Consider the following 24828-nt stretch of genomic DNA (forward strand, 5'->3'; position numbering starts at 1 on the left):
GCACCGGCTAGCCTGCCGGCGCCTCCGCGAGGGTGATCGTGACCTGGCCGCCGGCGGTTCCTTCCGCGGCCTGCCAGCCGTTGCGGGCCGACCTCGACCAAGCCTGGCCGTCCACCCGGACGTCAGCGATGGCGAGCGGCTTGGCATTGGCCACGGCCCACTGCGCGACCGCCCAGGCACGGTTGCCTTCGGCCGCGACTGTCACCGTGCGGCCGGACGCCGCGGCGGCGACCCCGAAGTCGGCCGCCAGCCGGTCCCGGACCTCGGCCGGGTCGCCGGCGGCGTCGGACTTGCGCAGGGAGCAATCCAGCCCCTGCGGCGTGAAGCCGGTGAGGGCGGAGGCGAATGCCCGTGCCATCGGTTCGTGCTGGGCGTACGCACCGGGGTAGGCGGAGCGCTGCACCCGCTGCGCTGCCTGGGTGATGGGCATCGATTCGTACCCGGGCACCTTGACCAGCGCATCGTAAAACGCGTTGGTCGCGTGGTACGGGTCCATCACCTGTTCCTCGGTGCCCCAGCCCTGGGACGGCCGCTGCTGGAACAGCCCGCGGGAATCCGGACCGGCCTGGTCCCCGTGGCCGATGTTGCGCAGTTTCGACTCCTGCATGGCCGTGGCCAGGGCGATGCTGGCCGCGCGCGCCGGCAGCCCGCGCCGGACCGCGACGGCGCTGATCAGGGCGGCGTTGGCGGCCTGGTCGGTCGCGAGGTCCTCGCCGCCGGCCCCCGCTGCGGTGCAGCGCTCGGTGATCAGCGTCTCGGAGCGCTGCAGGAACCCCACGGCCGTATAGATGGCGCCGGCCACCATGACCAGCACCAGCAACAGCACCGTCCGACGGCGCCAGCCACCTTTGCGTGCCACGTAACTACTCCCTCAGGCCCCGCGGGGCCGGTCCAGTCCTGCGCCGGCCGGTGGCCGGCCGGCAGCTAGTTGGCGTGCAGGGCCTCATTGAGTTCCACGGTCTGCCCGGCGCGGGGGAGCACCTCAACTTCGCCGGTGGAGGAGTTGCGGCGGAACAGCAGGTTGGGAACGCCGGAGAGTTCCACGGCCTTCACGATCCGGCTGGTGTCCTCGCCGTCGGCGTCCTTGGGCCCGGCCACCCGCACCCGGGTGCCGGCCGTGACGTAGAGCCCTGCCTCGACGACCGAGTCGTCGCCGATGCTGATGCCCACGCCGGAGTTGGCGCCGAGCAGGACCCGCTCGCCGAGTGCGATCTTTTCCTTGCCGCCGCCGGAGAGAGTGCCCATGATCGAGGCACCGCCGCCGACGTCGGTGCCGTCGCCGGCCACCACGCCGGCGGAGATGCGGCCTTCGACCATGGAGGTGCCGAGCGTGCCAGCGTTGAAGTTCACGAAGCCCTCGTGCATGACGGTGGTGCCCTCGGCCAGGTGCGCGCCGAGCCGGACCCGGTCGGCGTCGGCGATCCGGACACCGGAGGGGATGACGTAGTCGACCATCCGCGGGAACTTGTCCACGCCGTAGACGGTGACCGCGCCGCGCTTGCGCAGCCGCGCACGGGTCAGCTCGAAGCCGTCGACGGGGGCCGGGCCGAAGTTGGTCCACACCACGTTGGGCAGCTTGCCGAAGATCCCGTCGAGGTTGATGGTATTGGGCTGGACCAGGCGGTGGGAAAGCAGGTGCAGGCGCAGGTACGCGTCGGCGGTGTCGGCCGGGGCCTCGTCGAGGTTGACCTGGACGAAGACGACCTTCTGCTCGGTGCCGCGGTCGGCGTCGTCGCCCTGCTCGGCGATGTCCAGCAGCGCCTGGTCGGCGTTGGCGACGTCGCGGAGCTGCTCCGCGGCGGTGCCCAGGGCCGGAGCCGGGAACCAGACGTCCAGCACGGTGGCGTCGGCGTTGCGGGTGGCGATCGTCGCGATCCCGTAGCCGTAGGCGGAACGGGCGTCGGAGGGCACAGCGGCAGCAGCGGTTTCAGTCATGCGACAAGTCTATCGACGGCCCCGGCGCCCCCGAAAACGGTGACGGGGGAGGGCGGCTAGAGTGGAACGGTGACTGAGCACCCTGCCCCCGCCCGCCTGGACCTGCGCCAGGACGTTGCCCTGCTGACCGCGGACATCATCGACATTTTCAGCGTCTCGGGGGAGGAAGGCCGGCTGGCCGACGCCGTCGAGCGCGCCCTCCGCGGCATCCCGCAGCTTGAGCTGACCCGCGACGGCGACGCCATCGTCGCCCGCACCAGCCTCGGCCGGGACGAACGCGTGATCCTCGCCGGACACCTGGACACCGTCCCGCTGCCCACCACCGACGGCGCGCTGGGCACCGTGCCCTCCTACTGGCCCTCCGGAGCGCCGGGGGAAGGCATCCTGTACGGCCGCGGCGCCACCGACATGAAGGGCGGCGTTGCCGTGCAGCTGGCGCTCGCGGCGGGACTGTTCGACGGCGGCGCGGAGCCGGACAAGGATGTCACCTTCGTCTTCTACGACCACGAGGAGGTCGAGGGGGTCAAGAGCGGGCTGGGCAGGCTGGTCCGCAACCACGGCGACCTGCTCGAGGGCGATTTCGCGATCCTGCTCGAACCCACCCACGGAACGGTCGAGGGCGGCTGCAACGGCACGATCCGCTTCGAGGCGACCACCCTCGGCGAAGCCGCGCACTCGGCGCGGGCCTGGATGGGCAGCAACGCCATCCACGCCGCGGCGCCAATCCTGGCCCGGCTGGCCGCCTACGAGCCGCAGACCGTGACCGTTGACGGGCTGGACTACCGGGAAAGCCTCAATGCGGTGCGCGTCCACGGCGGGACCGCCGGCAACGTCATCCCGGACCGCTGCGTCGTGGAGATCAACTACCGCTTCGCCCCGGACAAGTCCATGGAACAGGCCGAGGCGCACGTCCGGGCCCTCCTGGAGGGCTTCGACCTGGTCCGGACCGACGGGGCCAACGGCGCCCGCCCGGGCCTGAACCACCCGGCCGCCGCGTCCTTTGTTGCGGCCGTCGGCGCCGAACCGAAGCCCAAATACGGCTGGACCGACGTCGCCCGCTTCAGCGAACTCGGCGTCCCCGCCGTGAACTTCGGCCCCGGGGACGCCCTGCTGGCGCACAAGGACGACGAGCACGTCGACGCCGACGCGGTCCGCGACTGCCTGCGCGCGCTGCGCACCTGGCTGGGCGTCTAGCACCGCTTGGAACCTGGGCTCGACGTTAAAGAGAAAGGTCCGGAACCCTGCGGGGTTCCGGACCTTTCCTTGTGTCCAGGGGGCGGGACCGGCCTACTTGGGCGGGGCGGTCCCGGCGGCCGGAACGTGCGCCGTGCCCCCGGCGGCCTTCTTGGAGCCCCGCTTCTCGATCCAGATCGCCAGGCGGGAGACCGCCAGGTTGATGGCGATGTAGATGGCCGCGGCCACGAAGAACACCGGGAAGAGGTACTGCGGGCCGAGGAAGTCCGCCATCACCTGCACCGCGCGCAGTAGCTCGCCGTACGCCACGATGTAGCCCAGCGAGGTGTCCTTCAGGAGCACCACCAGCTGCGCCACCAGGGAGGGGAGCATCCGGCGGATGGCCTGCGGCAGCTCAATGGTCAGCCGCGACTGGAAGCTGGTCAGGCCGATCGCCAGGCCGGCTTCCCGCTGGCCCTTGGGCAGGGACTGGATGCCGGCGCGGACGATCTCTGCGAAGATCGCCGCGTTGTACAGGACCAGGCCCGCCACGACGGCGATGAAGGAGCTGGTGGCGAAGACGAGCAGCACGAACAGCATCATCAGGACTACCGGCATGCCGCGCAGGAATTCCAGCACGATCCGGGTCGGTACCCGGATCCAAGCGACGTCGGAGATCCGCATCAGGCACAGCAGCAGGCCCAGCGGGAAGGCGATGACGGCGGCCACCGCGGCCGCGCTGAGCGTGGCGCCGATGCCGTTGGCGATCAGGGTCCACACGTCCGCCTGGCCGAAAATCGCCCAGCGCTGGCTTTCGAAAATGCCCTGCTGGGCGAGGGTCATCACGGCGACGACGACGACGGCGGCGATCAGGATGATGCCGATGACCGAACCGATCAGGGACACACGGCGGGCCTTGGGACCCGGGACGTCGTAGAGAACTGAGCTCATCGTGCGATCGCCACCTTTCGTTCAACCACGTTGGCCAGGTAGCCAAGCGGGACGGTAATCAGCAGGTAGAAGAACGCGACGCCGACCAGCACCCACATGACGGCGTCGCCGTGGTCGTTGGCCAGCTGCTTGCCGTAGCCGAAGAGTTCCAGGACGTAGAAGGCGCCGGCCACGGAGGAGTTCTTGACCAGGGCGATCAGGATATTGATCAGCGGCGGGATCACCGTCCGCAGGGCCTGCGGCAGGATGATCAGGGAGAGCACCTGGCCAAACTTCATGCCGATGCTCCGGGCGGCCTCGGCCTGGCCGACCGGAACGCTGTTGACGCCGGAGCGGACCGCCTCGGCGATGAACGCCGCGGTGTAAGCGCTCAGGGCGATGATGGCCGCGACTTCAAACTGCTCGAAGGTGACACCCAGGCGGGGCAGCACGACGGCGGCGAAGAAGAACGCGATGGTCAGCGGGGTATTCCGGATGACCTCCACGTAGGCCATGCTGAAGCCGCGCAGCGCCGCGATGGGGGAGACCCGGGCCGCCGCGAGCAACGTGCCGACAACCAAGGCAATGATTCCCGAGACCACGGCCAGGAAGAGGGTTCTGAGAAAGCCGTCCCAGTACTGGGACAGGCTTTCAATGATGACGTCCATAGGTTCCTTCAGCTGCGTTGAGGGGGATCAAGCAAGGACAGGGCAGTGGCGGCCGCCGGCCCGCAGAAGTCGCGGGTGCCGGCGGCCGCCGTGCCTGTTTTAGTAGCGGTCGATGGCGGGAAGCTTCGGGGCCGTCTTGATGACGGCGCCGGCAGTGGCCTCCCAGGCCTTCTTGTAGGAACCGTCCTTGTCGAAGGCTTCCAGCTGGTCGTTGATCCAGCTGCGGAAGACCTTGTCGTCCTTCTTCAGGCCGATGCCGTAGGGCTCCTTGGTGAAGGTCTCGTCGGAGGCGAGCTTGAAGGCATCCGGCTCCTTGTTGACGAAGCCGGCGAGGATGACATTGTCGGTGGTAACGGCTTCAACCTGCTTGTTGCGCAGCGGCTCCAGGCAGGCGGAGTAAGTCGCGGCCGGGACCAGGACGGCCCCGTACTTCTCGACAATGGTCGACGCGGGGGTGGAACCGGTCACAGAGCAGACCTTCTTGCCTTTGACATCCTCGGGCTTGGTGATCGAGGAGTTGTCCTTGTTCACCATCAGTGCCTGGCCGGCCTCGTAGTACGGGCCAGCGAAATCGACACGGGTCTTGCGCTTGTCGTTGATCGTGTAGGTGGCGACGATCAGGTCGACCTTGCCCTGCTCGATGAACTGCTCACGGTTAGCGGAAACCGTCTCAACCCACTCGATCTTGTCGGCGGGGATGCCCAGCTTAGCGGCGAGCAGCTTGCCGATTTCGACGTCGAAACCGACCGGCTTGCCGTCGAGGCCCTTCTGGCCGAACAGCGGCTGGTCGAACTTGGTGCCGATGGCGATCTTGCCGGCGGAGGAAAGCTTTGCCATGGTGCTGTCGGCGGCAAAGCTCGGCTTCTCGGCGACCGGCGGGTTGGAAGTGGAGGAGCTGCCGCCGCACGCGCTCAGGCTCAGGGCCAAAGCTGCCGATGCGGCAACCAGAAGGGATTTCCTTCGGGTCAAAAATGCCTTCATGACATTCCTTTCATTGGTCGGCTGCCTCACGGCAGCCTGGGTGCGAACTCTACGGAAAATCGAAACCCGGTAGGCCGGTGGCGGTCCGGCGCCGGGGGACAGTCAGTGCGTCAGGAGCTTGGAGAGGAAGTCCTTGGCCCGGTCGCTCTTCGGGTTGGTGAAGAACTCCTCGGGAGTGGCATCCTCCACGATCTGGCCGTCGGCCATGAAGACCACGCGGTCCGCGGCCTTGCGGGCGAAGCCCATCTCGTGGGTCACCACGATCATGGTCATGCCTTCCTTGGCCAGCTGGATCATGACGTCGAGGACCTCGTTGATCATCTCCGGGTCGAGCGCCGAGGTGGGCTCATCGAAGAGCATGACCTTGGGCTTCATTGCCAGGGCGCGGGCGATCGCCACGCGCTGCTGCTGGCCGCCGGAAAGCTGGGCGGGCAGCTTGGGCGCCTGGTGGCCGACACCGACGCGTTCCAGCAGCGCCATGGCGTCCTTGTCGGCTTCGGCCTTGGAAACGCCCTTGACCTTGATCGGGCCGAGTGTGACGTTTTCCAGGATCGTCTTGTGCGCGAACAGGTTGAAGGACTGGAAGACCATGCCGACGTCGGCGCGCAGCTTGGCGAGCTCCTTGCCTTCGGCGGGCAGTTCCTTGCCATCGATCTTGATGACGCCGTCGTCGATGGTTTCCAGGCGGTTGATGGCGCGGCACAGCGTCGACTTGCCGGAGCCCGAGGGGCCGATCACGACAACGACCTCTCCCTTGCGGACGTTCAGATTGATGTCCTTGAGGACGTGCAACTGGCCGTAATGCTTGTTCACGGCATTCAGGGAGACGAGGGCATCGCCGGGCACTTGAGTAGTCATAAGAAGAATCTAGCGAACATTAGCGGATTATGACCCCAATCACGTGGAGATGCCCTACATCGTGACCCAAGAGATATCCGCAGGTCAGCGGGCCCGCGGGGCGGTACGCCGGCCCGGCCGCGCCGCCCGGCCGGCGCATCGATCCGCGCTAGCCTATGGGCATGAGCACCGAACCGCAGCCGTCCGAAGACCAGAACCCCGCGCCGGCCGCCGGGCCCGCGCGGCGCGACGCCCCGCCCGCCAACGGAATCCGGCACAAGGGGCCGCTGGAACTGCGCCGCAAAGCCGCCAGGGTCACCATGTCCGACCAGACGCTGCTGGACACCAAGGGACCCGGCCAGTTCGTGCACACCGACCCGTGGCGCGTGCTCCGGATCCAGAGCGAATTCGTCGAAGGGTTCGGCGCGCTCGCCGACCTTGGCCCGGCCGTCAGCGTGTTCGGGTCCGCCCGCACGCAGCCCGGAAGCCTGAACTACGAACTGGCCGTGGAGGTCGGGCGCAAGCTGGCCGAGGCAGGGCTGGCGGTCATCACCGGCGGCGGGCCCGGTTCCATGGAGGCAGCCAACATGGGCGCGGTCCAGGGTAACGGCGTCTCCGTGGGTCTTGGAATCGAGTTGCCCTTCGAGCAGGGCATGAACCAGTGGGTGGACCTGGGTATCAACTTCCGGTACTTCTTCGCGCGGAAGACCATGTTCGTCAAATACGCCCAGGGATTCATTGTGCTTCCCGGCGGGCTCGGCACCCTGGACGAACTCTTCGAAGCCATGGTCCTGGTCCAGACCCGCAAGGTCACCTCCTTCCCGATCGTGCTGATCGGCACCGCTTTCTGGAGCCCCATGCTGGACTGGATCCAGAACACCCTGGTCACCGAGGGCATGATGGCCGAGGAGGACGTGGACCTGGTGCAGATTGTCGACGACCCCGCGCTCGCCGTTGCCCTGATCGTCGAGGGCGCTGCCCGGCACCGCAATCCAAACGGCGGGACGAACGGCGGGACCAACGGCGCAGGAACGAACGGCGCCGGGGCCAACGGTGCGGGAAGGAACGGCACAGGGTCAAACGGCGCCGGCGCCGGCGTGGACCCCGCCGCCGGACCGCAGGCCTGAGCAGTCCGCCCGGCCACGTCTGGCACGATGGTGCTGTGAGTTTCTTCCTGGTCTTCGTGGCGGTCCTGCTGGCCGCCGTCGCCATCCTTGCCGGCACCGACCTGGTGCCGCGGCTGCTCCGCCGCCGCGACGGCGAGCAGCCGTTTGATGACGGTTTCGACGAGCCGGTCGCATCGCTGCCGGCGGTGCTGCTGCCCGCGGAGGCCAGCCCCGCCGACGTCGACCGGATCCGCTTCGCCGTGGGCGTCCGGGGGTACCGGATGGACCAGGTCGACCAGGTTCTCGACGAGCTGCGGGACGAGCTTGCCCGGAAGGACAGCGTGATCGCCCGGCTGCGAAACGAGCTGGAGAACCGGGCGCCGGAGCACGCGCCGGACCGGCAAGCGTGAGCGTGACCGCCCGGGACCGCCCCCGCCCCTCACCTGGCGCGACTCTGGCGGCGGCCGGCGCGCACGCCGCGCGATGGCCGTGGTGGCTGCAGGCAGGCGTCCTCTACCTCGCTGCCCGCCTCATCAGCGCCGCGATTTTCATGGCGGCGGCCCTGCACCAGGGCATGAATCCGTGGTTCCCGGCGAAACCGGACTACTGGAACTTCATCAACATCTGGGACGCCCGCTGGTACGGCGAGGCGCTCGGCAACGGCTATCCCTCCCGGCTGCCCACCGACGAGGCCGGCAACGTGCAGGAAAACGCCTGGGCCTTCTACCCGCTGTTCCCGCTCCTGGGCCGTGCCCTGACCGGGCTGACCGGAATCGCACCGGCGGCGTCGCTGACCGTTATCGCCATGGCCTCGGGCCTGGCGGCCGCGCTGGTGGTCTACCGGCTCTTCCGTGAGCTGGCCACCCACCGCAAGGCGCTGTGGGGCACCGCGTTCTTCGCAACCTTCCCCGTCGCTCCGGTCCTCCAGGTTCCCTACGCAGAGTCACTGAACCTCCTGCTGCTTGCCGCGGCCCTGCTGCTGGTGGTGCGCCGGCGCTACGTCTGGGCCATGCCGGTGGTACTGCTCATGTGCCTGTCCCGGCCCACGGGGGTGCCCTTCGCCGCCATGGTTGGCCTGCTGTTCCTGCACCGGCTGTCCATGCACGCAGGGTTCCGGGACCGTGTGCTCCGGCGCCGTGACCTCCCGGCGGCCGGCGCCCCGACGCCTGCCTCCGGCGGTCCCTCCGGCACCGGCGGGCTGTGGTCACTGGCCGCCCTCGCCGTCGTCAGCGCCGCCGGCGCCGTCGCCTGGCCTGCCATCGCCTGGGCCAGCACCGGCGACATCCAGGCTTACACCAAAACGGAGACCGTGTGGCGCGGCCAGGACCTGGTGCCGTTCAAGCCCTGGTTCGATACCGGCGTCCAGCTCTTCGGGCCGGTCCTGGGCCTGCTGGCGCCGTTCGCCTTCGTGGCCGTGTTCGTGCTGGTGATGGTGTCCCGGCCCGTGGCCGCCCTGGGCACCGAACTGCGGCTCTGGTGCGTGTGTTACGTCGGCTACCTGCTGGTTTTCCTGCACCCGCAGACCAGCACGTTCCGGATGCTGCTGCCGCTCTTCCCGCTGGCCTTGGGTGCAGCGTTCGTGTCCCGCTCCCGCGCCTACCGCGGCACGGTCGTGCTCATGTTCGTCCTGCTCCAGATTGTCTGGATCGTGTGGCTCTGGACCTGGACGCAACTACCCGGCGGGGGCGACTATCCGCCGTGACGCCGGACACCTTTAGGGGCCGGACGCGCGGCTTTCCGCTGCACTCCGGAAAGTCCATCGATTAGCTACACGCGCGTAATTACGGGATAATAGGCACCAAGCAAGGAAAATTGAGTGTGAGCCACGGCGGCCAGTGTTGCGGACGCCGGGCGGCTTGTTGACCAAGCGGACACAGCCCGGCCGGGCTGGAAAGTCACGGGACTACTGGAGGGGGATATTCCTCATGGCTGCTATGAAACCACGCACCGGCGACGGCCCGATGGAAGTGACCAAGGAGGGTCGCAGCCTGATCATGCGGGTTCCGCTGGAAGGCGGAGGGCGGCTCGTCGTTGAGCTCAACACTGCGGAAGCTACGAATTTGCGGGAGTGCCTGGTCGGCGTCACCGAATAGCCGGACCACCGCCAATGAAGGGGCCCGCTGCCAGCCGGCAGCGGGCCCCTTCATTGGCATCCGGGCTACTTCTTGACGGCCACCAGCAGTCCGTCGCCGGTGGGCAGCATGGCCGAGGCGAGCCGGTCGTCGTCGCGGATCGACTTGCCCACCTGGCGCAGCACCACCGTGGTCGCCTCCCGGGCTGCCGGGTTGGCGACCCGGTCCTTGTCCAGGGCGTCATTGACGATCAGCAGCCCGCCGGACTTGAGCAGCCGGATGGCCTGGTCCACGTAACCGGGGTAGTTGGGCTTGTCCGCGTCGATGAACACCAGATCGTAGGCGCCGTCGGTCAGGCGGGGCAGCACGTCCCGGGCGCGGCCGGAGATGGTCCGGGTCCGATTGGCCGGGCTGCCGGACTCCTGGAAGGACTCGCGGGCGGCGCGCAGGTGTTCGACGTCGACGTCGATGGTGGTCAGGACGGCGTGGGGGCCCAGGCCGCGCAGCAGGCAGACGCCCGAGACGCCTGCCCCGGTGCCGATCTCCACCGCGGTCTGCGCCTTGGAGGCTGCGGCGAGGACCGTCAGCACGGCCCCGACCCCGGGCCCGATCGGCGTGACGCCCAGTTCGAAGGACCGCTCCCGAGCGCGCATCAGAACCTCATCCTCGGCAGGCAGATCTTCTGCGTAGGACCAGCTCGTGGACTTATCGGCGCTCATGGGTGGTATCGCTTTCCGGGCAGGGGGAGTGTTCCTTACAGCGTACTGTGTCCGGCGGGGTGTTCCGCGTTCCGCCGTGGGCGGAAGGGGCGCCCGCGTCAGGAAATTCCCAGCTTCTTTTGCGATGATGGTGATCCGCTCATCCGCGAGGTGATCGGCGCCGAATCCAAGGGTAAGAGCCCGCAGGACGCGGGCCCCGTCCAGGCGTAAGTACCATCCGCGAGGGGAGTGGACAATGTCGGTTCTGGCAGCTGTCCCTGTAACTGACGAGACCCGGCCCACGGCTGAAGCCGAGTGGGTCCGGCCGACATGGGAAGAAGTGGTGACCAACCACTCCGCCAAGGTCTACCGCCTGGCGTACCGGCTGACGGGCAACAAGTTCGACGCCGAGGACCTCACCCAGGAGGTGTTTGTCCGGGTATTCCGTTCGCTGGAGAACTTCAAACCCGGAACCCTCGACGGCTGGCTGCACCGCATCACCACCAACCTCTTCCTGGACCAGGCCCGCCGCAAGAGCCGCATCCGGTTCGACGCACTGGCCGAAGACGCCGAGTCGCGCATCCCGGGACGCGAGCCGGGCCCGGAGCAGAGTTTCGAGCTGAACAACCTGGACCTGGACGTGCAGGCCGCCCTTGAAGAGCTGCCGCCGGACTTCCGCGCCGCCGTGGTGCTGTGCGACCTTGAAGGCCTCTCCTACGACGAGGTCGCCGAGGCCTTGGACGTCAAGCTGGGGACCGTGCGGTCCCGGATCCACCGCGGCCGCACCATGCTGCGGGAGAAGCTCGCGCACCGGGACCCCCGCCCGAAGACGGCCGCCAGCGCCAAGCAGTCCCTGAAGCCGCGGCTGAAGCTGCCGCGCATCGCCGGCCTCCTCTGAACCGGGCGATGGCTCCGCTGGGACACTACCTGTCCGGCCTTGCATGCCGGTACTACAGCCGCCGCCCGGGCCGCGCCGGACGTGGCGCTACGCCACTGGCCGGCCGGTCCGGCGAGCTGCGCCGCCAACACCTCGAGCGCTGCGAACCGTGCCAGGCACGGGTCCGCCGGGAACGGCAATACCTTGAACGGCTCCGCGGCGCCGCCGTGCCGGCGGCCAGCGACGACCTGACGGCCCGCCTGCTCGCGCGCACCGGCGCCCTGGCAGCCGGGAGCGGCGACGAAACCACGGCGGCCCCGGGGACGGAGGGGCCCGGAGCCCCGGACTGGCTCCAGGGTCTCCAGCGGCGGAGGACACCGGGCCCAGGCCGGCCGTGGCGGCTTGCCGCGGGGTTCGCCGGCGGAGCCGCCGCCTCCCTGGCCCTGGTCGGCGGGGCCGCCTTCCTGCTGGGCGGTGCCGCTCCTGGGCCGGCCCCGGATGATTCCTTCAACGCGGCGTTTCCTCCCGCGCTTGAGCGCAGTGCCCTGACCTCCGGGAGCGTCTCCCAGGCAGCCTGGAAGCTCAGCGGCGAACCCGACGTCGCGCCTCCCGGGGCGCTGGGCTCCGACCAGCTGGCGGCGCTCTGCGGCCACGGCTGGACCTGCCCGCAGCTGCGGGAAATGGGCTACCACCTGGTGTGGGCGCGCGGCGCGGTCGCCGGCGGCTCGGAGGTGCTGGAGCTTCACCTGACCGACGGGACGCACTTCGCCACGGTCCTGGAACAGCGGCCAACGGACGGCGCCGCCGGCCAGGGACGCGCCGGGCAGCCGGTCAATGTGCTCACCGGGCACCGGGCATCCGAGGACGGCTTCGTTCCGGCCGGCCCGGACGGCGCTCCGGCCGGAACCGGCGCGCCCGCGGCGGACGGGGCGCACAGCCCCGCACTGTGGGTCAACACCCACGCGCCGTTCCAGGCCATCTACGCCACGCAGGCCGCCACCTACACGTACATTTCCGAGCTGCCGGCGGAGCAGGCCGACGACGGCGTGGCCGCCCTTGTCCACGCGCGGCCGGTCGACGCCATGGCACCGCAGCGCGACAGCGGGTTTGCCGCGCGGCTGGGCCGCGGACTGGAGCGCATCATGGAGCTTCTGGCGCGGTGACCGGGCCCCGGACGGCCCCGTCGCGGGCCCGCCCCGACGCGGGCGACGGCGGCGCCGGCCGAATCGTCGCACGCCGGACTGAGAGGGTAATCTCCTAGAGTGCTTGGAATCAACGGACCGGAGTTCATCCTCCTGCTGATCATCGGCCTGCTCGTGATCGGTCCCAGCAGATTGCCCGAATACACCCAGAAGCTGGCCAACATCGTCAAGGAAGTCCGGCGGATGGCGTCGGGAGCGCGCGAGCAGATCAAGGAAGAAGTCGGCATCGACATCGACGACGTCGACTGGCGGAAGTACGATCCCCGGCAATACGATCCCCGCCGGATCATCAAGGAAGCCCTCCTCGAGGACGACACCAAGCCCGTGAGCGCCGGTGCGCCGGCCGCCGTCGCCGCCGCGGAGGAGCGCCGCCCGGCCAGGGTGGTGGAACGGCTGCCGCACGGCGTGGCCGCACCGTTCGACTCCGAAGCCACCTAAGTTGCCCCAGCCCCAGGGGGCGGCCCGGTCAGCGGGGCTGCAGTCCCAGCGCCATGCCGCTCAGCCCGCGCGGGCTGGAGGCCAGTTTCCCGGCGATCTTCTGCAGCGCCACGGCGGCCGGGGTTTCCGGCCGGCCCAGCACCAGCGGAACGCCGCTGTCCCCGCCCTCCCGCAGCAGGATGTCCAGCGGGATCTGGCCCAGCAACGGGACCTCTGCCCCCACGGTGGCGGTGAGGCGGGAGGCAAGCTCCTCGCCGCCGCCGCTGCCGAACAGTTCCATCCGGCCGCCGTCGGGCATCTCCAGGTAGGACATGTTCTCCACCACGCCGGCCACCGACTGGCCCGTCTGGACCGCGATCGCACCGGCGCGTTCCGCGACGTCGGCCGCCGCGGCCTGCGGGGTGGTGACCACGAGGATCCGCGCACCGGGCAGCAGCTGCGCCACCGAGATGGCGATGTCGCCGGTGCCCGGGGGCAGGTCCAGGAACAGGGCGTCCAGGTCGCCGAAATAGACATCGGTGAGGAACTGCTCGAGGGCCCGGTGCAGCATCGGCCCGCGCCAGGCGACGGGCTGGTTGCCGGTGACGAACATGCCGATCGAGATGACCTTCACGCCGTGCGCCACCGGCGGCAGGATCATGTCGTCCACGCGGGTGGGGGCCTGCGTGATGCCCATCAGCGCAGGCACGGAGAACCCGTAGACATCCGCGTCGACAATGCCGACGCGCAGCCCCTGCGCGGCCAGGGCGCAGGCCAGGTTCACCGTGACCGAGGACTTGCCCACTCCGCCCTTGCCGCTGGCGACGGCGTAGACCTTCGTCAGCGAACCCGGGGCGTTGAACGGGATGCTGCGCGCCCCGCCCGGACCGCGGAGCCGTTCCTTGAGCGCGTCGCGCTGTTCCTGGCTCATCACCTTCAGGTCGACCTCGACGGCGGTCACGCCCGGCACCGCCGCGAGGGCCGCCTCGCAGTCCGCCGTGATGGTGCCCCGCAGCGGGCAGCCGGCGATGGTCAGCAGCACGGCAATCCGGACCACGCCGGTCTCGGCGACCTCCACCGAGCCGACCATGCCCAACTCCGTGATGGGCCGGCGCAGTTCCGGATCGATGACAGTGGCCAGCGCCGCGTGCACGGCGTCTTCGAGGCCGGACGCGCCGGGGCGTCCCTGCGGTGTGCTCATGGCGCGGTTCTGCTCAGCTTTCGGGGGAGGTTCGGTGGGCGGGCCGTGCGGCGCCGTCCGGTTTGTCCGCGGCGGTGTCGGGCCGGACCCGGGGGATCTGCTGGGTGCGCGGGCCGCGCTGCTTCTCGCGGCGCTCCTTGAGCTTTTCCTTGACCTTCTCGCGGGGCGAGTCGACGGCGGCAGCGTCCTCGCTGCGCAGTTCCTCCTGCGCCTCCAGCATGTCCTCCAGCAGGCTGCGCAGCTCCGCCCGGACGTAGTCGCGGGTGGCGACCTCGCGCAGCGCGATGCGCAGCGAGGCCAGCTCCCGGGTCAGGTATTCGGTGTCGGAGAGGTTCCGCTCGGCGCGCTGCCGGTCCTGCTGGAGCGAGACACGGTCCCGGTCGTCCTGGCGGTTTTGGGCGAGCAGCAGCAGCGGGGCGGCGTAGGAGGCCTGCAGGGACAGCATCAGGGTCAGCAGCGTGAAGCCCAGGTCCCTGGAGTCGAACTGCCAGTCCGCCGGCGCCCAGGTGTTCCAGGCCAGCCAGAAGACGCAGAACACGGTCATGTAGACCAGGAACTGCGGTGTGCCCATGAATCGGGCGAACCCCTCCGTGGCGTGGCCGAAGGCGTCGGGGTTGGGTGAGAACTTGGGCAGGATCCGCTGCCGGCCGCTGAGCGGGGTGTCCAGGCCGCCGGCGGTCCGGGGCCCGGGGCGGCCGCTCGTGGAGTTCCGTGGTGCGCTGATATCAGCCAATGCGGCCTCCAAGCTTCCTTATCGGGGCGTCGTCCTCGTGGGCGCGCCAGTCATCGGGCAACAGATGGTCAAGCACGTCATCAACAGTCACCGCCCCGACGAGCCGGCCGTCGTCATTGACCACGGGAAGCGAGTTGAGGTTGTAGGTGGCCAGGGTCCGGGCGACCTCGCTGATGTGGGCCTGGTCCGAGACGGGTTCGAGGTTCTTGTCCACCAGGTTTCCCAGCGGTTCCGGCGGCGGGTAGCGCAGCAGCTGCTGGATGTGCACGACGCCAAGGAACCGCCCCGTGGGGGTTTCCAGCGGCGGACGGGCGATGAAGATCGAGGACGCCAGAGCCGGCGACAGTTCCTCGCGGCGGACGTGGGCGAGGGCCTCGGCGACCGTTGCCTCCGGGGGCAGGATCACCGGGACGGGCGTCATCAGGCCGCCGGCGGTGTCCTCGTCGTATTCGAGCAGCCGGCGCACGTCTTCGGCGCCTTCGGGTTCCATCAGCTGCAGCAGTTCCTCCGCCTGGGCGCTGGGCAGCTCGGCGAGGAGGTCGGCGGCGTCGTCGGGATCCATTTCCTCCAGCACGTCCGCGGCGCGTTCGACGTCGAGGGCGGAGAGGATTTCCACCTGGTCACCCTCGGGCATTTCCTGGAGCACGTCGGCGAGGCGTTCGTCCTGGAGTTCGCTGGCCACCTCGAAGCGGCGCTTGTCGCTCATCTCCTGCAGGGCCTCGGCGAAGTCGGCGGGCTTGAGGTCCTCGTGCGTGGCGACGAACTGGGTGGCGGCCTGCGGTTCCGTGCGGGCGCCCTGCCGGGCGTCGGCCCAGTCGATGATTAGGGTTTCGTTGCGGCGCAGCCTGCTCAGCGGCGACAGCGAGTGGCCGCGGCGGACGAAGAGCTTGCTGACGAACCAGTCGCCGGAGCGGTGGCGGTCCATCGCGATGTCCTCGATGGTGGCGTCGCCGCTGCCGTCGGCCAGGGTCACGCGGCGGTCGAACATCTCGGCGACGACGAGCGTCTCGGCGCCGCGCTGCTCGAACCGGCGGAGGTTGACCAGGCCGGTGCAGATGACCTGGGTCTGGTCGATCGAGGTAATGCGCGTCATCGGCACAAAGACCCGTTTTTTGCCGGGAACTTCGACGACGATGCCCACCACATGCGGGGCTCCGCGGTTGCCGCGGGCGAGCACCACGACGTCGCGCAAACGGCCCAGACGGTCGCCCAGAGGGTCGAAGACGTCCAGTCCGAGGAGGCGCGCGACGAATACCCGCGAAAGAGTTGTACTCACTCCTACAGGCTACCGAGTCTGCTCTCTTTTAGCTGAATTTGCAGGCGCCGTACAGCTGCATGGGCGAGAATGGGGCTATGTCAAACATTTTTGGTGGTCCAAAGGCAGGCGTCCCCGGCGGGGCGGATGAGTCCCGCACCGTTCCCAAGGGGGACACGGTCGGTTCCTACAGCTCCTACCTGGACGCCCAGAAGGCGGTGGACTACCTTGCGGACCAGCAGTTTCCGGTGCAGCTGGTCTCGATCGTCGGCAACGACCTGAAGATGGTGGAGCGGGTCACCGGCCGGCTTACCTATCCCCGCGTCGCGCTCTCCGGTGCCCTGAGCGGCATGTGGTTCGGCCTGTTCGTCGGCGTCATGCTGTCCTTTTTCTCCGAATCCGGGGGCTACTTCTCGATTGTGACATCGGTGCTGATGGGTGCCGCGTTCTTCATGCTGTTCGGCATCGTCACCTACGCCATGCAGCGCGGCAAGCGGGATTTCACTTCCACCAGCCAGGTGGTGGCTACGAACTATGACGTGGTGGTGGCGTTCGAAGCGGCCCATGAGGCCCGCCGGCTGTTGCACCAGCTGCCGATGAGCCAGCACGACGCCGCCGGCCAGGGCTACCAGCAGCACGCACCGCAGCAGCCGTTCCAGCCGGGCCAGCAGCAGGGGCCGCAGAGCCAGCAGAGCCAGCAGGGTCCGCAGCGTCCCGCCGGGTGGAGCGACCCCTACGGCCAGCGGAGTGGGGCCCCGGGCCAGCAGCCCGCCGCAGCCGGGCCGGACACGGCCCAGGGGCAGGCAGCCCAGGAACCGGCCCCGGCCCGCCCCTCGGCGGTCCGTTACCCGGACCTGCCGGACGGCCGCCCGCAGTACGGCATCCGCGTCAGCGATGCCGGCCCCCAGGGGCAGGCCCGGCAGCCGTCCGCAACGGAGCAGCAGGACAGCCAGCACCGGGAAGACGGCCAGGGCGGCGACACCCAGCGCTAGGGTTTCCGGCACGTCGGGCGGCACCGCCGCCGTACCGACGAAGGGCAAAGGAAAGGGAGGGCCATCGGCCCTCCCTTTCCTTTTGTCCGCCGTTCCACCGCACCGGGCATCCCGGCGCGGTGCAACAGTTACGGCAGCTGGGCGTCGATCTCCTGGTAGATACCCGCCATCCAGGACTCGACGTCGTCGGCCTTCCGGGGCAGCGCGGCGCTCAGGTTGACCGGGCCCTCGGCGGTCATCAGGATGTCGTCCTCGATCCGGACGCCGATCCCGCGGTACTCGGCCGGGATGCCAAGGTCTTCTTCCTTGAAGTACAGCCCGGGTTCGATCGTGAAGACCATGCCCGGTTCCAGGATTCCGTCCAGGTACAGCTCGCGCTTGGCCTGGGCGCAGTCGTGGACGTCCAGGCCGAGGTGGTGGCTGGTGCCGTGCGGCATCCAGCGGCGGTGCTGCTGGCCCTCGGGGCTGATCGCCTCCTCGACGGACACCGGCAGCAGGCCCCACTCGGCCAGCCGCTCGGCCAGCACGGTGGTGGCGGCGGTGTGGATGTCGCGGAACTTCGTGCCCGGCTGCGCGGCGGCGAACCCGGCGTCGGCGGCGTCCAGCACGGCTTCGTAGACCTTGCGCTGGATCGCGGAGAAGGTGCCGTTGGCCGGGAGAGTACGGGTGATGTCCGCGGTGTACAGCGAGTCGGCCTCGACGCCCGCATCCAGCAGCAGCAGCTCGCCGGCGTTGACCTTGCCGGTGTTCCGGGTCCAGTGCAGCACGGTGGCATTGTTGCCCGAGGCGGCAATGGTGTCGTAGCCGAGTTCGTTGCCTTCTTCACGGGCACGGGCGAAGAACGCGCCTTCGACCACACGCTCGCCGCGGTGGTGGGTCAGGGCTCGGGGGAGGGCCTTGACGACCTCGGTGAAGCCCTCGACGGTGGCGGCCACCGCGGTCTTCATCTGCTCGATCTCCCACTCGTCCTTGATCAGGCGCAGCTCGGAGAGGGCCTCGCTGAGCTTCTCGTCGAGGGCATCCAGCACGCCCAGGTCCAGGTTCTCCGGGTCCTTGGCCGTGTTGTATCGGGCGGTGTCCACCAGGGCGTCGATGTTCTCGTCGACCTTGCGCACCAGCCTGATCGAGATCCCGCCGATCTCCGGGGCCCCGACGTTCTTGGTGATGGCGAGTTCGAGGCCGCTCAGGTCGGCGGTGTCCAGCGCCAGCCGGGCCTGGAACTCGGCGAGCGTGGGCCGGGCCCCGATCCAGAATTCGCCGGAGCGGGAATCAGCGTAGAACTGCTCGGTGTCGCGGCCGGCCAGCGGGCGGAAATACAGGGTCGCGTGGTGGTGGCCGCCGTCGTCGCCCTTGCCCTCGTCGGTGGGTTCGAGCACGAGCACGGCGTCGGGTTCGTGGTCCACGCCGAGCCCGGTGAGGTGGGCGAAGCCCGAGTGCGGGCGGAAGCGGTAGTCGCAGTCGTTGGAGCGGACCTTAAGCGGGCCGGCGGGGATGACAAGCCGTTCGCCTTTGAACAACTCGGACACGGCCCGGCGGCGGGCGGCGGCGTGGCCGGCGACGGCGTCGAGGCCGGGCAGCTGCTCCTGGGCCGGAGCCCAGTTGCTGGCCATGAACGCCTTGAAAGCGTCGGAGCTGGGCCGCTGGGAGCGGTTGTTGACGCGCTCGTCGAGGGGCTGGGAAGCGGAGATCTGGGTGTTATCTGCATCGTTCACGGTCCCATCGTCTCACCAGCGGCGCGGCCGAGGCCAACAAGCCGCACCGGCCGTTCCGGCGGCGGCCCATCTACTAGCATGGGGAGGTGAGGATTGACCTGCATGCCCACTCGAATGTTTCCGACGGCACCGAAGACCCTGCCGCGCTGGTCGCCTCCGCCGTGGAGGCCGGCCTCGACGTCGTCGCCCTCACCGACCATGACTCCACCGACGGCTGGGCCGAAGCCTCCGTCGCCGCCCGCAGCCTGGGCGTCGCCCTGGTGCCCGGCATGGAGGTCTCCTGCCGCACCGGCGAGGGCATCAGCGTGCACCTGCTTAGCTACCTGCACGACCCGGCGCACCCCGGGCTGCTCGAGGAAATCACCAAAGCCAAGGACGCCCGGTTCACCCGGGCCGAGCGCATGGTCAGCCTGCTCGCCGAGGACTACCCGCTCAGCTGGGACGACGTCATCCACCATGTGGCCCCCGGCGCGACCCTGGGCCGGCCGCACATCGCCGACGCCCTCGTCGCCGCCGGCGTGGTCGCGGACCGCAGCGAAGCGTTCGAAACAATCCTGACCTCCCGCTCCCGGTACTGGGTCCAGCACTACGCGCCGGACCCGGCCCACGCGGTCGAACTGGTCCGCGCCGCCGGCGGGGTGCCGGTCTTCGCGCACCCTGTCGCCTCCGCCCGCGGCAGGATCGTGGGGGAGCGGACCTACCGGGAGATGATCGACGCCGGCCTGGCGGGCCTGGAGATCGACCACCGGGACAACCCGGAGGAGGGCCGGGCGTTCCTGCGCGGGCTGGCCGAACGGCACGGTCTGCTGGTCACCGGCTCCTCCGACTACCACGGCACCGGGAAACCGAACCTGTTCGGCGAGAACCTGACATCGCCGGAGGTGCTGGCCCGGATCGAGGAGCAGGGCACCGGAACGGCCGTGGTGCGCTGATGGACTGGATCGACCTTCAGCTGCTGGCGTCGGTGATCGTGACGCTGTTTGTGATCATGGACCCGCCCGGCACCGTCCCGATCTTCATGTCGCTGACGGCGCAGATGGACGCCCGGGACCGCAACCGCTCCGCCTTCCAGGCGCTGCTGGTCGCCACCGGCGTGATCGTGACCTTTGCGATCTTCGGCCAGTCGATCCTGAACTACATGCACATCTCGCTGGCCGCGCTCCAGGGCGCGGGCGGCCTGCTGCTGGTGCTGATCGCGCTCCAGCTGCTCACCGGTTCCACCGGCGGGGAGGACAACGCCGCCAAGTACAAGAACGTCGCGTTCGTCCCGTTGGGCACACCGCTGATGGCGGGTCCGGGCGCGATCGTGGCGGTTATGGTGTTCGTTCAGCGCTCCGCCAGCGCGGCGCAGTACCTCGCCGTCGGGCTGGGCATTGCCGTGACGCTCGCGTCACTGTACCTGGCGATGCGCTTCGCCGGCCTCGTGCAGCGCGCCCTCGGTGAGAACGGCGTCGAGCTGGTCACCCGGATCGCAGGCCTGCTGCTCTCCGCGATCGCGGTACAGATGATCGCGGACGCCGTGCACGCCTTCGTTACCAGCTGGACCTGACCCGCGGAGCGGCCGCGGCGGCCTAGTCCGGCGCCGCGGCGGAGGGCTCGGCCGCGGGGAGCTCGTTCGCGGGCTGGACGGTGAACGCCGCGTGCGCGCCCAGCCGCTTGGCCATCACGTCGACGGCGGCCTGGTTCTGGTCCACGCAGACGAATTTGCGGCCCAGCTTCGCCGCCACGGCGCCGAGCGTGCCCGAACCGGCAAAGAAGTCCAAGCACCAGTCCCCGGGCCGGCTGGAGGCCGCGACCACCCGCCGGATCAGCCCCTCCGGTTTTTGCGTCGGGTAACCGGTCTTCTCGCGCCCGGTGGGCGAAACAATGGTGTGCCACCAGACATCCGTGGGCAGCTTGCCGAGCTCACGCTTGGCCGGCGTGACCAGCCCGGGTGCCATGTACGGCTCGCGGTCCACCTCGGCGCTGTCGAAGTGGTACTTCGCGGGATTCTTCACGTACACGAGGATGTTGTCGTGCTTCGTCGGCCAGCGGAACTTGGCGCGGGCGCCGTAGTCGTAGGCCCAGATGATCTCGTTGAGGAAACACTCGCGGCCGAAGATCGCGTCCAGCATGACCTTGGCGTAGTGCACCTCGCGGTAGTCCAGGTGCAGATACAGGGTGCCGTCGTCGGCGAGCAGCCGCCAGGCCTCGACCAGCCGCGGCTCGAGGAAGGACCAGTAGTCGCTGAAGGCGTCGTCGTAGCTGTGAAGCGCACCCTTGATGGTGTCGTACGAGCGGCCCTTGAAGCCGACGCGGTCACCCTCGCCGCCGGCGTTGAGGACCATTTTGGTCTCCTGGCGCCGCTGAACCCGCCCGGTGTTGAAGGGCGGGTCCACGTAAATGAGTGTGAAGGCGCCGTCCGGCAGCGTCGGGAGGTACGCCGCGTTGTCCGCGTGTACCACCAGGTTGCTGCCGTCCGGCGCCCAGACGGTGTCAGTCATGCAGCGGATTAGGCCTCGGCGCCGCGTGCCGTGGCCTGGGCCTCGCCGGCAACGACTTCGCCGTTGCGGCGGCGGGTGCGGGTCCGGCGGCGTGCCCGGGTGGCCCGGTCCACTTCGGTCGGTGCGCTGGCTGCCGGTGCTGCGGAGGCGGTGGCCTCGGCGGGACCGGCTCCGGCCTCCTTCTCGGGGGACCGGCGGCGCCGCTCACCCGAGCGTCCGCCGGAGCGCCCGCCCTCGCGGGACTCCGAACGTCCGCCCTCGCGGGACTCCGACCGTTCGCCGGAGCGGCCGCCGTCGCGGGACTCGGAGCGCCCGCCGGAGCGGCCGCCCTCCCGCGGGGCACGTCCGCCGTCGCGCGAACCGGAGCGTGCGCCGCCCCGGCCGCCGTCGCGGGTGTTCTTCTTGCCCGTCTCGCCCAGGTCCTCAAGCTCCTCGGCGTCCACACCGGCGAGAACCCGCTTGTCGCGGGGCAGGCGGCCCTTGGTTCCTTCCGGAATGTCCAGGTCCGCGTACAGGTGCGGGGACGAGGAATAGGTTTCCACCGGCTCCGGAACACTCAGGCCCAGGGCCTTGTTGATCAGGCCCCAGCGCGGCATGTCATCCCAGTCGACGAACGTCACGGCCGTGCCCTTGTTGCCCGCGCGGCCGGTACGGCCCACCCGGTGCAGGTAGATCTTCTCGTCTTCGACGCACTGGTAATTGATCACGTGCGTGACGTCGTCGACGTCGATGCCGCGGGCCGCCACGTCGGTGGCCACGAGGACGTCCACCTTGTTGTTCCGGAAGGCGCGCAGCGCCTGCTCCCGGGCGCCCTGGCCCAGGTCGCCGTGGATGGCGGCCGCGGCGAACCCGCGGTCCACGAGTTCCTCCGCGACCTTCGCGGCGGTGCGCTTGGTCTTGGTGAAGATGATGGTGCGGCCGCGTCCGCGGGCCTGCAGGATGCGCGCGACCACCTCGACCTTGTCCATGCTGTGCGCACGGTAGATGAGCTGGCGGATGTCGCGCTTGGTCAGGCCCTCGTCCTCGGGGTCCGCGGCGCGGATGTGGGTGGGCTGGCTCATGTAGCGGCGGGCCATGGCGATGACCGGGCCGGGCATGGTGGCCGAGAACAGCAGCGTCTGGCGCACGGCGGGGGTGCCGGCAATCAGGGTCTCGACGTCGGGCAGGAAGCCCAGGTCCAGCATCTCGTCGGCCTCGTCGAGGATGACCATCTTGACGTTCTTCAGGACCAGGTGCTTCTGCTTGTACAGGTCGATCAGGCGGCCGGGTGTGCCGACGACGATCTCGACGCCCTGCTGCAGCGCTTCGATCTGCGGCTCGTAGGCGCGGCCGCCGTAGATCGTGGCGATACGCGCGTTGCGCTTCTTCGCCGCGTTCTGCAGGTCGCCGGCCACCTGGACGGCGAGCTCGCGGGTCGGGACGATTACGAGGGCCTGCGGGGCGCCCGGGGACGGCAGCGACTCGAAGCCTGCGTCGTCGCGGCCGACGACGCGCTGCAGCGCCGGGATGCCGAAGCCGAGGGTCTTGCCGGTGCCCGTCTTGGCCTGGCCGATGATGTCGTGGCCGCCGAGGGCGACCGGCAGCGTCATGGCCTGGATCGGGAAGGGGTGGGTGATCCCGGCGTCGGCCAGGGACTCGACGATGTCGGCGCGGACGTTGTAGTCGGCGAAGGACTTTTCCGCGATTTCGTGCGGGGTTTCGTCCGAGATGATGGTCTCTTCCGGCTCAAGCGATTCCGTGCCGGATTCGTCAGTCAGAAGCTGGTGCGTGTGCAATTCACTCACGTGGGAGTTTCCTTATTCATTTGGGCTGCGCTGCCTGCTCAACGGAACGTCCCGGAGGTCCGGTCCGGAGCACGCTCGGGGGCGCAAGCATGTCCAGTGGAAGCCGATCGCGGGCTATCTAATTGCTGGCACTGGGACCAGCGGGTCTGTCTCAAGATCGCGTAGGGGCGGGCTTGTTGATTCGAAAATACTTGGAAATCAACGACCGGGCATCCATTACTACCCACCCAGTCTACCGGCTTGCGGTCCGCAACCCGGTACGGCGCCCGGCACGGCGGGGCAGCGCCGTCCTGCGGCGGTCAGCCGACGAGCTCCAGCCGGACCTCACGGGTGGCGATATCGGAGGACACCACCCGCACCCGGACCTGGGTGCCGGACTCCAGCTCGCCGGGGCAGCGGGCCGTCACCGCGGGCTCCGCGATCTGCACGATGCCGGAGGGGCCGTTGCCGTTCCCGTTGCCGTTTTTTGCCGGCTTGGAGCCGGAGATGACGACGGCGTCGAACTCCTGGCCGACGTGGTTGACCAGCAGGGCGGCCTCGACGGTGTCCAGCGAGAGCCGTTCCAGCCTGCCGGCCAGCTGGTCCGAGGCGGCCATGATCGCCGGCAGCGAGGGCAGCGCCTCCCGGGCCCAGCCGGGGACTTCGGCACCGGTGGAGAGGGCCTCGCAGATCACCAGGACGAAGCGGTCGATCAGTCGCCGAAGCGGGGCGGTGGAGTGTGCGTAGGCCGCGCCGATGGCGGCCTGGATGGCGTCCTCGGGCACGTCGCCGTCGAAGTGGGTGTAACCGGCACCGCGGAAGAGCATCCCGGCGGAGTGCAGGATCGCAAGCTGGCGCGGATCCGTGGGGTCGAGCGTGCGGAGGTATTCGCCGTAGCTGATCCGGCCGTCCCACGGCTTGCCCAGTGCGCCGGTCTGGCGACGGAAATGCCGCAGGGAGTTTTCATCCGGGGCGGGCATGGTGCGCAGGATCCCTACCTTGCCCTGGAGCATGAGCTCCGCCGCGGCCATGCCCGTCATCAGGGAAATCTGCGCATTCCAGTCCTCCACCGGCAGCGGCGGCTCGGCGACGATCCGGTAACCGCCGTCGGGCAGCTGTTCGATCTCCTGATCGGGCATGTTCAGGCTCGCCCCGCCCCGCAACCGCTCCAGTTCCACGCGCTTGCCGCCGACCTCGCGCAGCAGTTGCAGCACCGGGTCCGCGGTGCCGCCGTCGAGCGCGGCCTGAACCCCGTGGTAGCTGAGCTTGGCCCGGCTCCGGACCCGGGCCCGGCGTACCTGGACGGCGGAGACCTCGGCGGCGGCGTCCAGGTCGAACTCCCAGACGAAGGCCGCGCACAGCTGGCCTTCCAGCAGGCTGCCGGCCGCCTCGCTGATGACCTCGGGGTGCAGCGGGATACGGCCGTCCGGGGTGTAGAAGGTCTGCCCGCGGCGCCGGGTTTCGGCGTCGAGCGCTCCGCCGGGAGCCACGAAGGACGGGACGTCGGCGATGGCGTACAGCACCCGGTACCCGTCGCCGGCGCGGTCAATGAACAACGCCTGGTCCAGGTCGGTCGACGACGCCGGGTCGATGGTCACGAACTCCACGTGCGTCAGGTCCAGTTCGGGAAGTTCATGGCCGGCCACGGCCGCCTCCGCGTCCCGGAGCGCGTCCTCGGGGAACTCGCCCGGCAGTTCCAGCGTGGTTCGCAGCGCGTTAAGGGCCTGGGCGAGCTGGTTCTGCTGGCGGCGGACGTTAGGGGTCAGGCGATGATGAGACACGGAATCAGGTTA

The 24828-nt window shown here is 69.5% G+C and carries 25 protein-coding genes; 11 read left to right on the forward strand and 14 right to left on the reverse strand.

The annotated features are described in order from the left end of the window. Positions 1–7: 7 nt before the first annotated feature. Positions 8–859, reverse strand: a complete 852-nt coding sequence (locus ACTWLI_RS10510) for a hypothetical protein (protein WP_445153812.1) — start codon at positions 857–859, stop codon at positions 8–10. A 65-nt stretch (positions 860–924) separates the two neighbouring features. Next, entirely contained in the window at positions 925–1935 is a 1011-nt protein-coding gene (dapD, locus tag ACTWLI_RS10515) for a 2,3,4,5-tetrahydropyridine-2,6-dicarboxylate N-succinyltransferase (protein ID WP_445153813.1), read from the reverse strand. Positions 1936–2004: 69 nt separating this feature from the next. Here dapD and dapE point away from each other — a divergent pair, with 69 nt between their 5' ends. Then, on the forward strand, positions 2005–3129 hold the full coding sequence (gene dapE, locus ACTWLI_RS10520; protein WP_445153814.1) for a succinyl-diaminopimelate desuccinylase: 1125 nt from the start codon (positions 2005–2007) through the stop codon (positions 3127–3129). A 93-nt stretch (positions 3130–3222) separates the two neighbouring features. On the opposite strand, the gene ACTWLI_RS10525 is transcribed toward dapE, so the two are convergent. From ACTWLI_RS10525 to ACTWLI_RS10540, 4 genes are all read right to left on the reverse strand, one after another. Beyond that, the gene (locus ACTWLI_RS10525) at positions 3223–4059 is read right to left on the reverse strand and encodes an amino acid ABC transporter permease (RefSeq protein ID WP_445153815.1); all 837 of its coding nucleotides are present in this window, start codon (positions 4057–4059) and stop codon (positions 3223–3225) included. Next, positions 4056–4706 (reverse strand): amino acid ABC transporter permease, encoded by a 651-nt coding sequence (locus tag ACTWLI_RS10530; protein WP_445153816.1) that lies wholly within the window; start codon positions 4704–4706, stop codon positions 4056–4058. Before ACTWLI_RS10530 ends, ACTWLI_RS10525 begins: the two co-directional genes overlap by 4 nt. 99 nt (positions 4707–4805) lie before the next feature. Then, entirely contained in the window at positions 4806–5687 is an 882-nt protein-coding gene (locus ACTWLI_RS10535) for a glutamate ABC transporter substrate-binding protein (RefSeq protein WP_445153817.1), read from the reverse strand. A gap of 102 nt (positions 5688–5789) precedes the next feature. Next, complete coding sequence (locus tag ACTWLI_RS10540; RefSeq protein ID WP_056737948.1) at positions 5790–6545, reverse strand: amino acid ABC transporter ATP-binding protein; 756 nt, start codon at positions 6543–6545, stop codon at positions 5790–5792. Positions 6546–6700: 155 nt separating this feature from the next. Here ACTWLI_RS10540 and ACTWLI_RS10545 point away from each other — a divergent pair, with 155 nt between their 5' ends. From ACTWLI_RS10545 to ACTWLI_RS10560, 4 genes are all read left to right on the forward strand, one after another. Beyond that, on the forward strand, positions 6701–7651 hold the full coding sequence (locus ACTWLI_RS10545; RefSeq protein ID WP_445153818.1) for an LOG family protein: 951 nt from the start codon (positions 6701–6703) through the stop codon (positions 7649–7651). Between the two features lie 35 nt (positions 7652–7686). Beyond that, a complete protein-coding gene (locus ACTWLI_RS10550) occupies positions 7687–8040 on the forward strand; it encodes a DivIVA domain-containing protein (RefSeq protein ID WP_445153819.1) in 354 nt (117 codons plus the stop codon). A gap of 2 nt (positions 8041–8042) precedes the next feature. Then, entirely contained in the window at positions 8043–9332 is a 1290-nt protein-coding gene (locus ACTWLI_RS10555) for a hypothetical protein (RefSeq protein WP_445156159.1), read from the forward strand. A 223-nt stretch (positions 9333–9555) separates the two neighbouring features. Next, positions 9556–9723 (forward strand): DUF3117 domain-containing protein, encoded by a 168-nt coding sequence (locus ACTWLI_RS10560; protein ID WP_082575015.1) that lies wholly within the window; start codon positions 9556–9558, stop codon positions 9721–9723. A 65-nt stretch (positions 9724–9788) separates the two neighbouring features. Here the strand turns inward: ACTWLI_RS10560 and ACTWLI_RS10565 are convergent, their stop codons facing one another. Further along, positions 9789–10421: an O-methyltransferase gene (locus tag ACTWLI_RS10565; RefSeq protein ID WP_445153820.1), complete on the reverse strand. Its 633-nt coding sequence runs from the start codon at positions 10419–10421 to the stop codon at positions 9789–9791. 235 nt (positions 10422–10656) lie between these two features. Between ACTWLI_RS10565 and sigE the strand changes: the two genes are divergently transcribed. From sigE to ACTWLI_RS10580, 3 genes are all read left to right on the forward strand, one after another. Further along, complete coding sequence (sigE, locus tag ACTWLI_RS10570) at positions 10657–11298, forward strand: RNA polymerase sigma factor SigE (protein WP_445153821.1); 642 nt, start codon at positions 10657–10659, stop codon at positions 11296–11298. Between the two features lie 8 nt (positions 11299–11306). Then, entirely contained in the window at positions 11307–12440 is a 1134-nt protein-coding gene (locus ACTWLI_RS10575) for a hypothetical protein (RefSeq protein ID WP_445153822.1), read from the forward strand. A 99-nt stretch (positions 12441–12539) separates the two neighbouring features. Further along, a complete protein-coding gene (locus ACTWLI_RS10580; protein WP_056737956.1) occupies positions 12540–12917 on the forward strand; it encodes a twin-arginine translocase TatA/TatE family subunit in 378 nt (125 codons plus the stop codon). A gap of 28 nt (positions 12918–12945) precedes the next feature. On the opposite strand, the gene ACTWLI_RS10585 is transcribed toward ACTWLI_RS10580, so the two are convergent. Genes ACTWLI_RS10585 through ACTWLI_RS10595 form a run of 3 tightly spaced genes read right to left on the reverse strand, consistent with a single transcriptional unit; the run spans position 12946 to position 16106 of the window. Then, on the reverse strand, positions 12946–14097 hold the full coding sequence (locus tag ACTWLI_RS10585) for an Mrp/NBP35 family ATP-binding protein (RefSeq protein WP_445153823.1): 1152 nt from the start codon (positions 14095–14097) through the stop codon (positions 12946–12948). 13 nt (positions 14098–14110) lie between these two features. Continuing rightward, entirely contained in the window at positions 14111–14842 is a 732-nt protein-coding gene (locus ACTWLI_RS10590; protein WP_445153824.1) for a DUF1003 domain-containing protein, read from the reverse strand. Beyond that, the gene (locus ACTWLI_RS10595; RefSeq protein ID WP_056737959.1) at positions 14823–16106 is read right to left on the reverse strand and encodes a magnesium transporter MgtE N-terminal domain-containing protein; all 1284 of its coding nucleotides are present in this window, start codon (positions 16104–16106) and stop codon (positions 14823–14825) included. Before ACTWLI_RS10595 ends, ACTWLI_RS10590 begins: the two co-directional genes overlap by 20 nt. 77 nt (positions 16107–16183) lie before the next feature. Between ACTWLI_RS10595 and ACTWLI_RS10600 the strand changes: the two genes are divergently transcribed. Then, the gene (locus ACTWLI_RS10600; protein WP_445153825.1) at positions 16184–17077 is read left to right on the forward strand and encodes a general stress protein; all 894 of its coding nucleotides are present in this window, start codon (positions 16184–16186) and stop codon (positions 17075–17077) included. Positions 17078–17205: 128 nt separating this feature from the next. Here the strand turns inward: ACTWLI_RS10600 and ACTWLI_RS10605 are convergent, their stop codons facing one another. Then, positions 17206–18789 (reverse strand): aminopeptidase P family protein, encoded by a 1584-nt coding sequence (locus tag ACTWLI_RS10605; RefSeq protein ID WP_445153826.1) that lies wholly within the window; start codon positions 18787–18789, stop codon positions 17206–17208. An 86-nt stretch (positions 18790–18875) separates the two neighbouring features. Between ACTWLI_RS10605 and ACTWLI_RS10610 the strand changes: the two genes are divergently transcribed. After that, positions 18876–19721 (forward strand): PHP domain-containing protein, encoded by an 846-nt coding sequence (locus ACTWLI_RS10610; RefSeq protein ID WP_445153827.1) that lies wholly within the window; start codon positions 18876–18878, stop codon positions 19719–19721. 8 nt (positions 19722–19729) lie between these two features. Continuing rightward, positions 19730–20338, forward strand: a complete 609-nt coding sequence (locus ACTWLI_RS10615) for a MarC family protein (protein WP_445156160.1) — start codon at positions 19730–19732, stop codon at positions 20336–20338. 22 nt (positions 20339–20360) lie between these two features. Here the strand turns inward: ACTWLI_RS10615 and ACTWLI_RS10620 are convergent, their stop codons facing one another. The 3 genes from ACTWLI_RS10620 to ACTWLI_RS10630 form a co-directional block, all read right to left on the reverse strand. Continuing rightward, positions 20361–21272: a DNA-methyltransferase gene (locus ACTWLI_RS10620; RefSeq protein WP_445153828.1), complete on the reverse strand. Its 912-nt coding sequence runs from the start codon at positions 21270–21272 to the stop codon at positions 20361–20363. A gap of 8 nt (positions 21273–21280) precedes the next feature. After that, a complete protein-coding gene (locus ACTWLI_RS10625) occupies positions 21281–23056 on the reverse strand; it encodes a DEAD/DEAH box helicase (RefSeq protein ID WP_445153829.1) in 1776 nt (591 codons plus the stop codon). A gap of 299 nt (positions 23057–23355) precedes the next feature. Beyond that, positions 23356–24816: an RNB domain-containing ribonuclease gene (locus ACTWLI_RS10630; RefSeq protein WP_445153830.1), complete on the reverse strand. Its 1461-nt coding sequence runs from the start codon at positions 24814–24816 to the stop codon at positions 23356–23358. Positions 24817–24828 lie beyond the last annotated feature (12 nt).

Source organism: Arthrobacter sp. Hor0625 (genome assembly GCF_052567525.1).

What these genes read in the sequence shown, in the direction of transcription:
- dapD (WP_445153813.1), bottom strand. Translation starts at nt 1,935, where the DNA reads ATGACTGAAACCGCTGCTGCCGCTGTGCCCTCCGACGCCCGTTCCGCC.
- ACTWLI_RS10525 (WP_445153815.1), bottom strand. Translation starts at nt 4,059, where the DNA reads ATGAGCTCAGTTCTCTACGACGTCCCGGGTCCCAAGGCCCGCCGTGTG.
- ACTWLI_RS10530 (WP_445153816.1), bottom strand. Translation starts at nt 4,706, where the DNA reads ATGGACGTCATCATTGAAAGCCTGTCCCAGTACTGGGACGGCTTTCTC.
- ACTWLI_RS10535 (WP_445153817.1), bottom strand. Translation starts at nt 5,687, where the DNA reads ATGAAGGCATTTTTGACCCGAAGGAAATCCCTTCTGGTTGCCGCATCG.
- ACTWLI_RS10540 (WP_056737948.1), bottom strand. Translation starts at nt 6,545, where the DNA reads ATGACTACTCAAGTGCCCGGCGATGCCCTCGTCTCCCTGAATGCCGTG.
- ACTWLI_RS10545 (WP_445153818.1), top strand. Translation starts at nt 6,701, where the DNA reads ATGGGCATGAGCACCGAACCGCAGCCGTCCGAAGACCAGAACCCCGCG.
- ACTWLI_RS10560 (WP_082575015.1), top strand. Translation starts at nt 9,556, where the DNA reads ATGGCTGCTATGAAACCACGCACCGGCGACGGCCCGATGGAAGTGACC.
- ACTWLI_RS10565 (WP_445153820.1), bottom strand. Translation starts at nt 10,421, where the DNA reads ATGAGCGCCGATAAGTCCACGAGCTGGTCCTACGCAGAAGATCTGCCT.
- sigE (WP_445153821.1), top strand. Translation starts at nt 10,657, where the DNA reads ATGTCGGTTCTGGCAGCTGTCCCTGTAACTGACGAGACCCGGCCCACG.
- ACTWLI_RS10575 (WP_445153822.1), top strand. Translation starts at nt 11,307, where the DNA reads ATGGCTCCGCTGGGACACTACCTGTCCGGCCTTGCATGCCGGTACTAC.
- ACTWLI_RS10585 (WP_445153823.1), bottom strand. Translation starts at nt 14,097, where the DNA reads ATGAGCACACCGCAGGGACGCCCCGGCGCGTCCGGCCTCGAAGACGCC.
- ACTWLI_RS10600 (WP_445153825.1), top strand. Translation starts at nt 16,184, where the DNA reads ATGTCAAACATTTTTGGTGGTCCAAAGGCAGGCGTCCCCGGCGGGGCG.
- ACTWLI_RS10620 (WP_445153828.1), bottom strand. Translation starts at nt 21,272, where the DNA reads ATGACTGACACCGTCTGGGCGCCGGACGGCAGCAACCTGGTGGTACAC.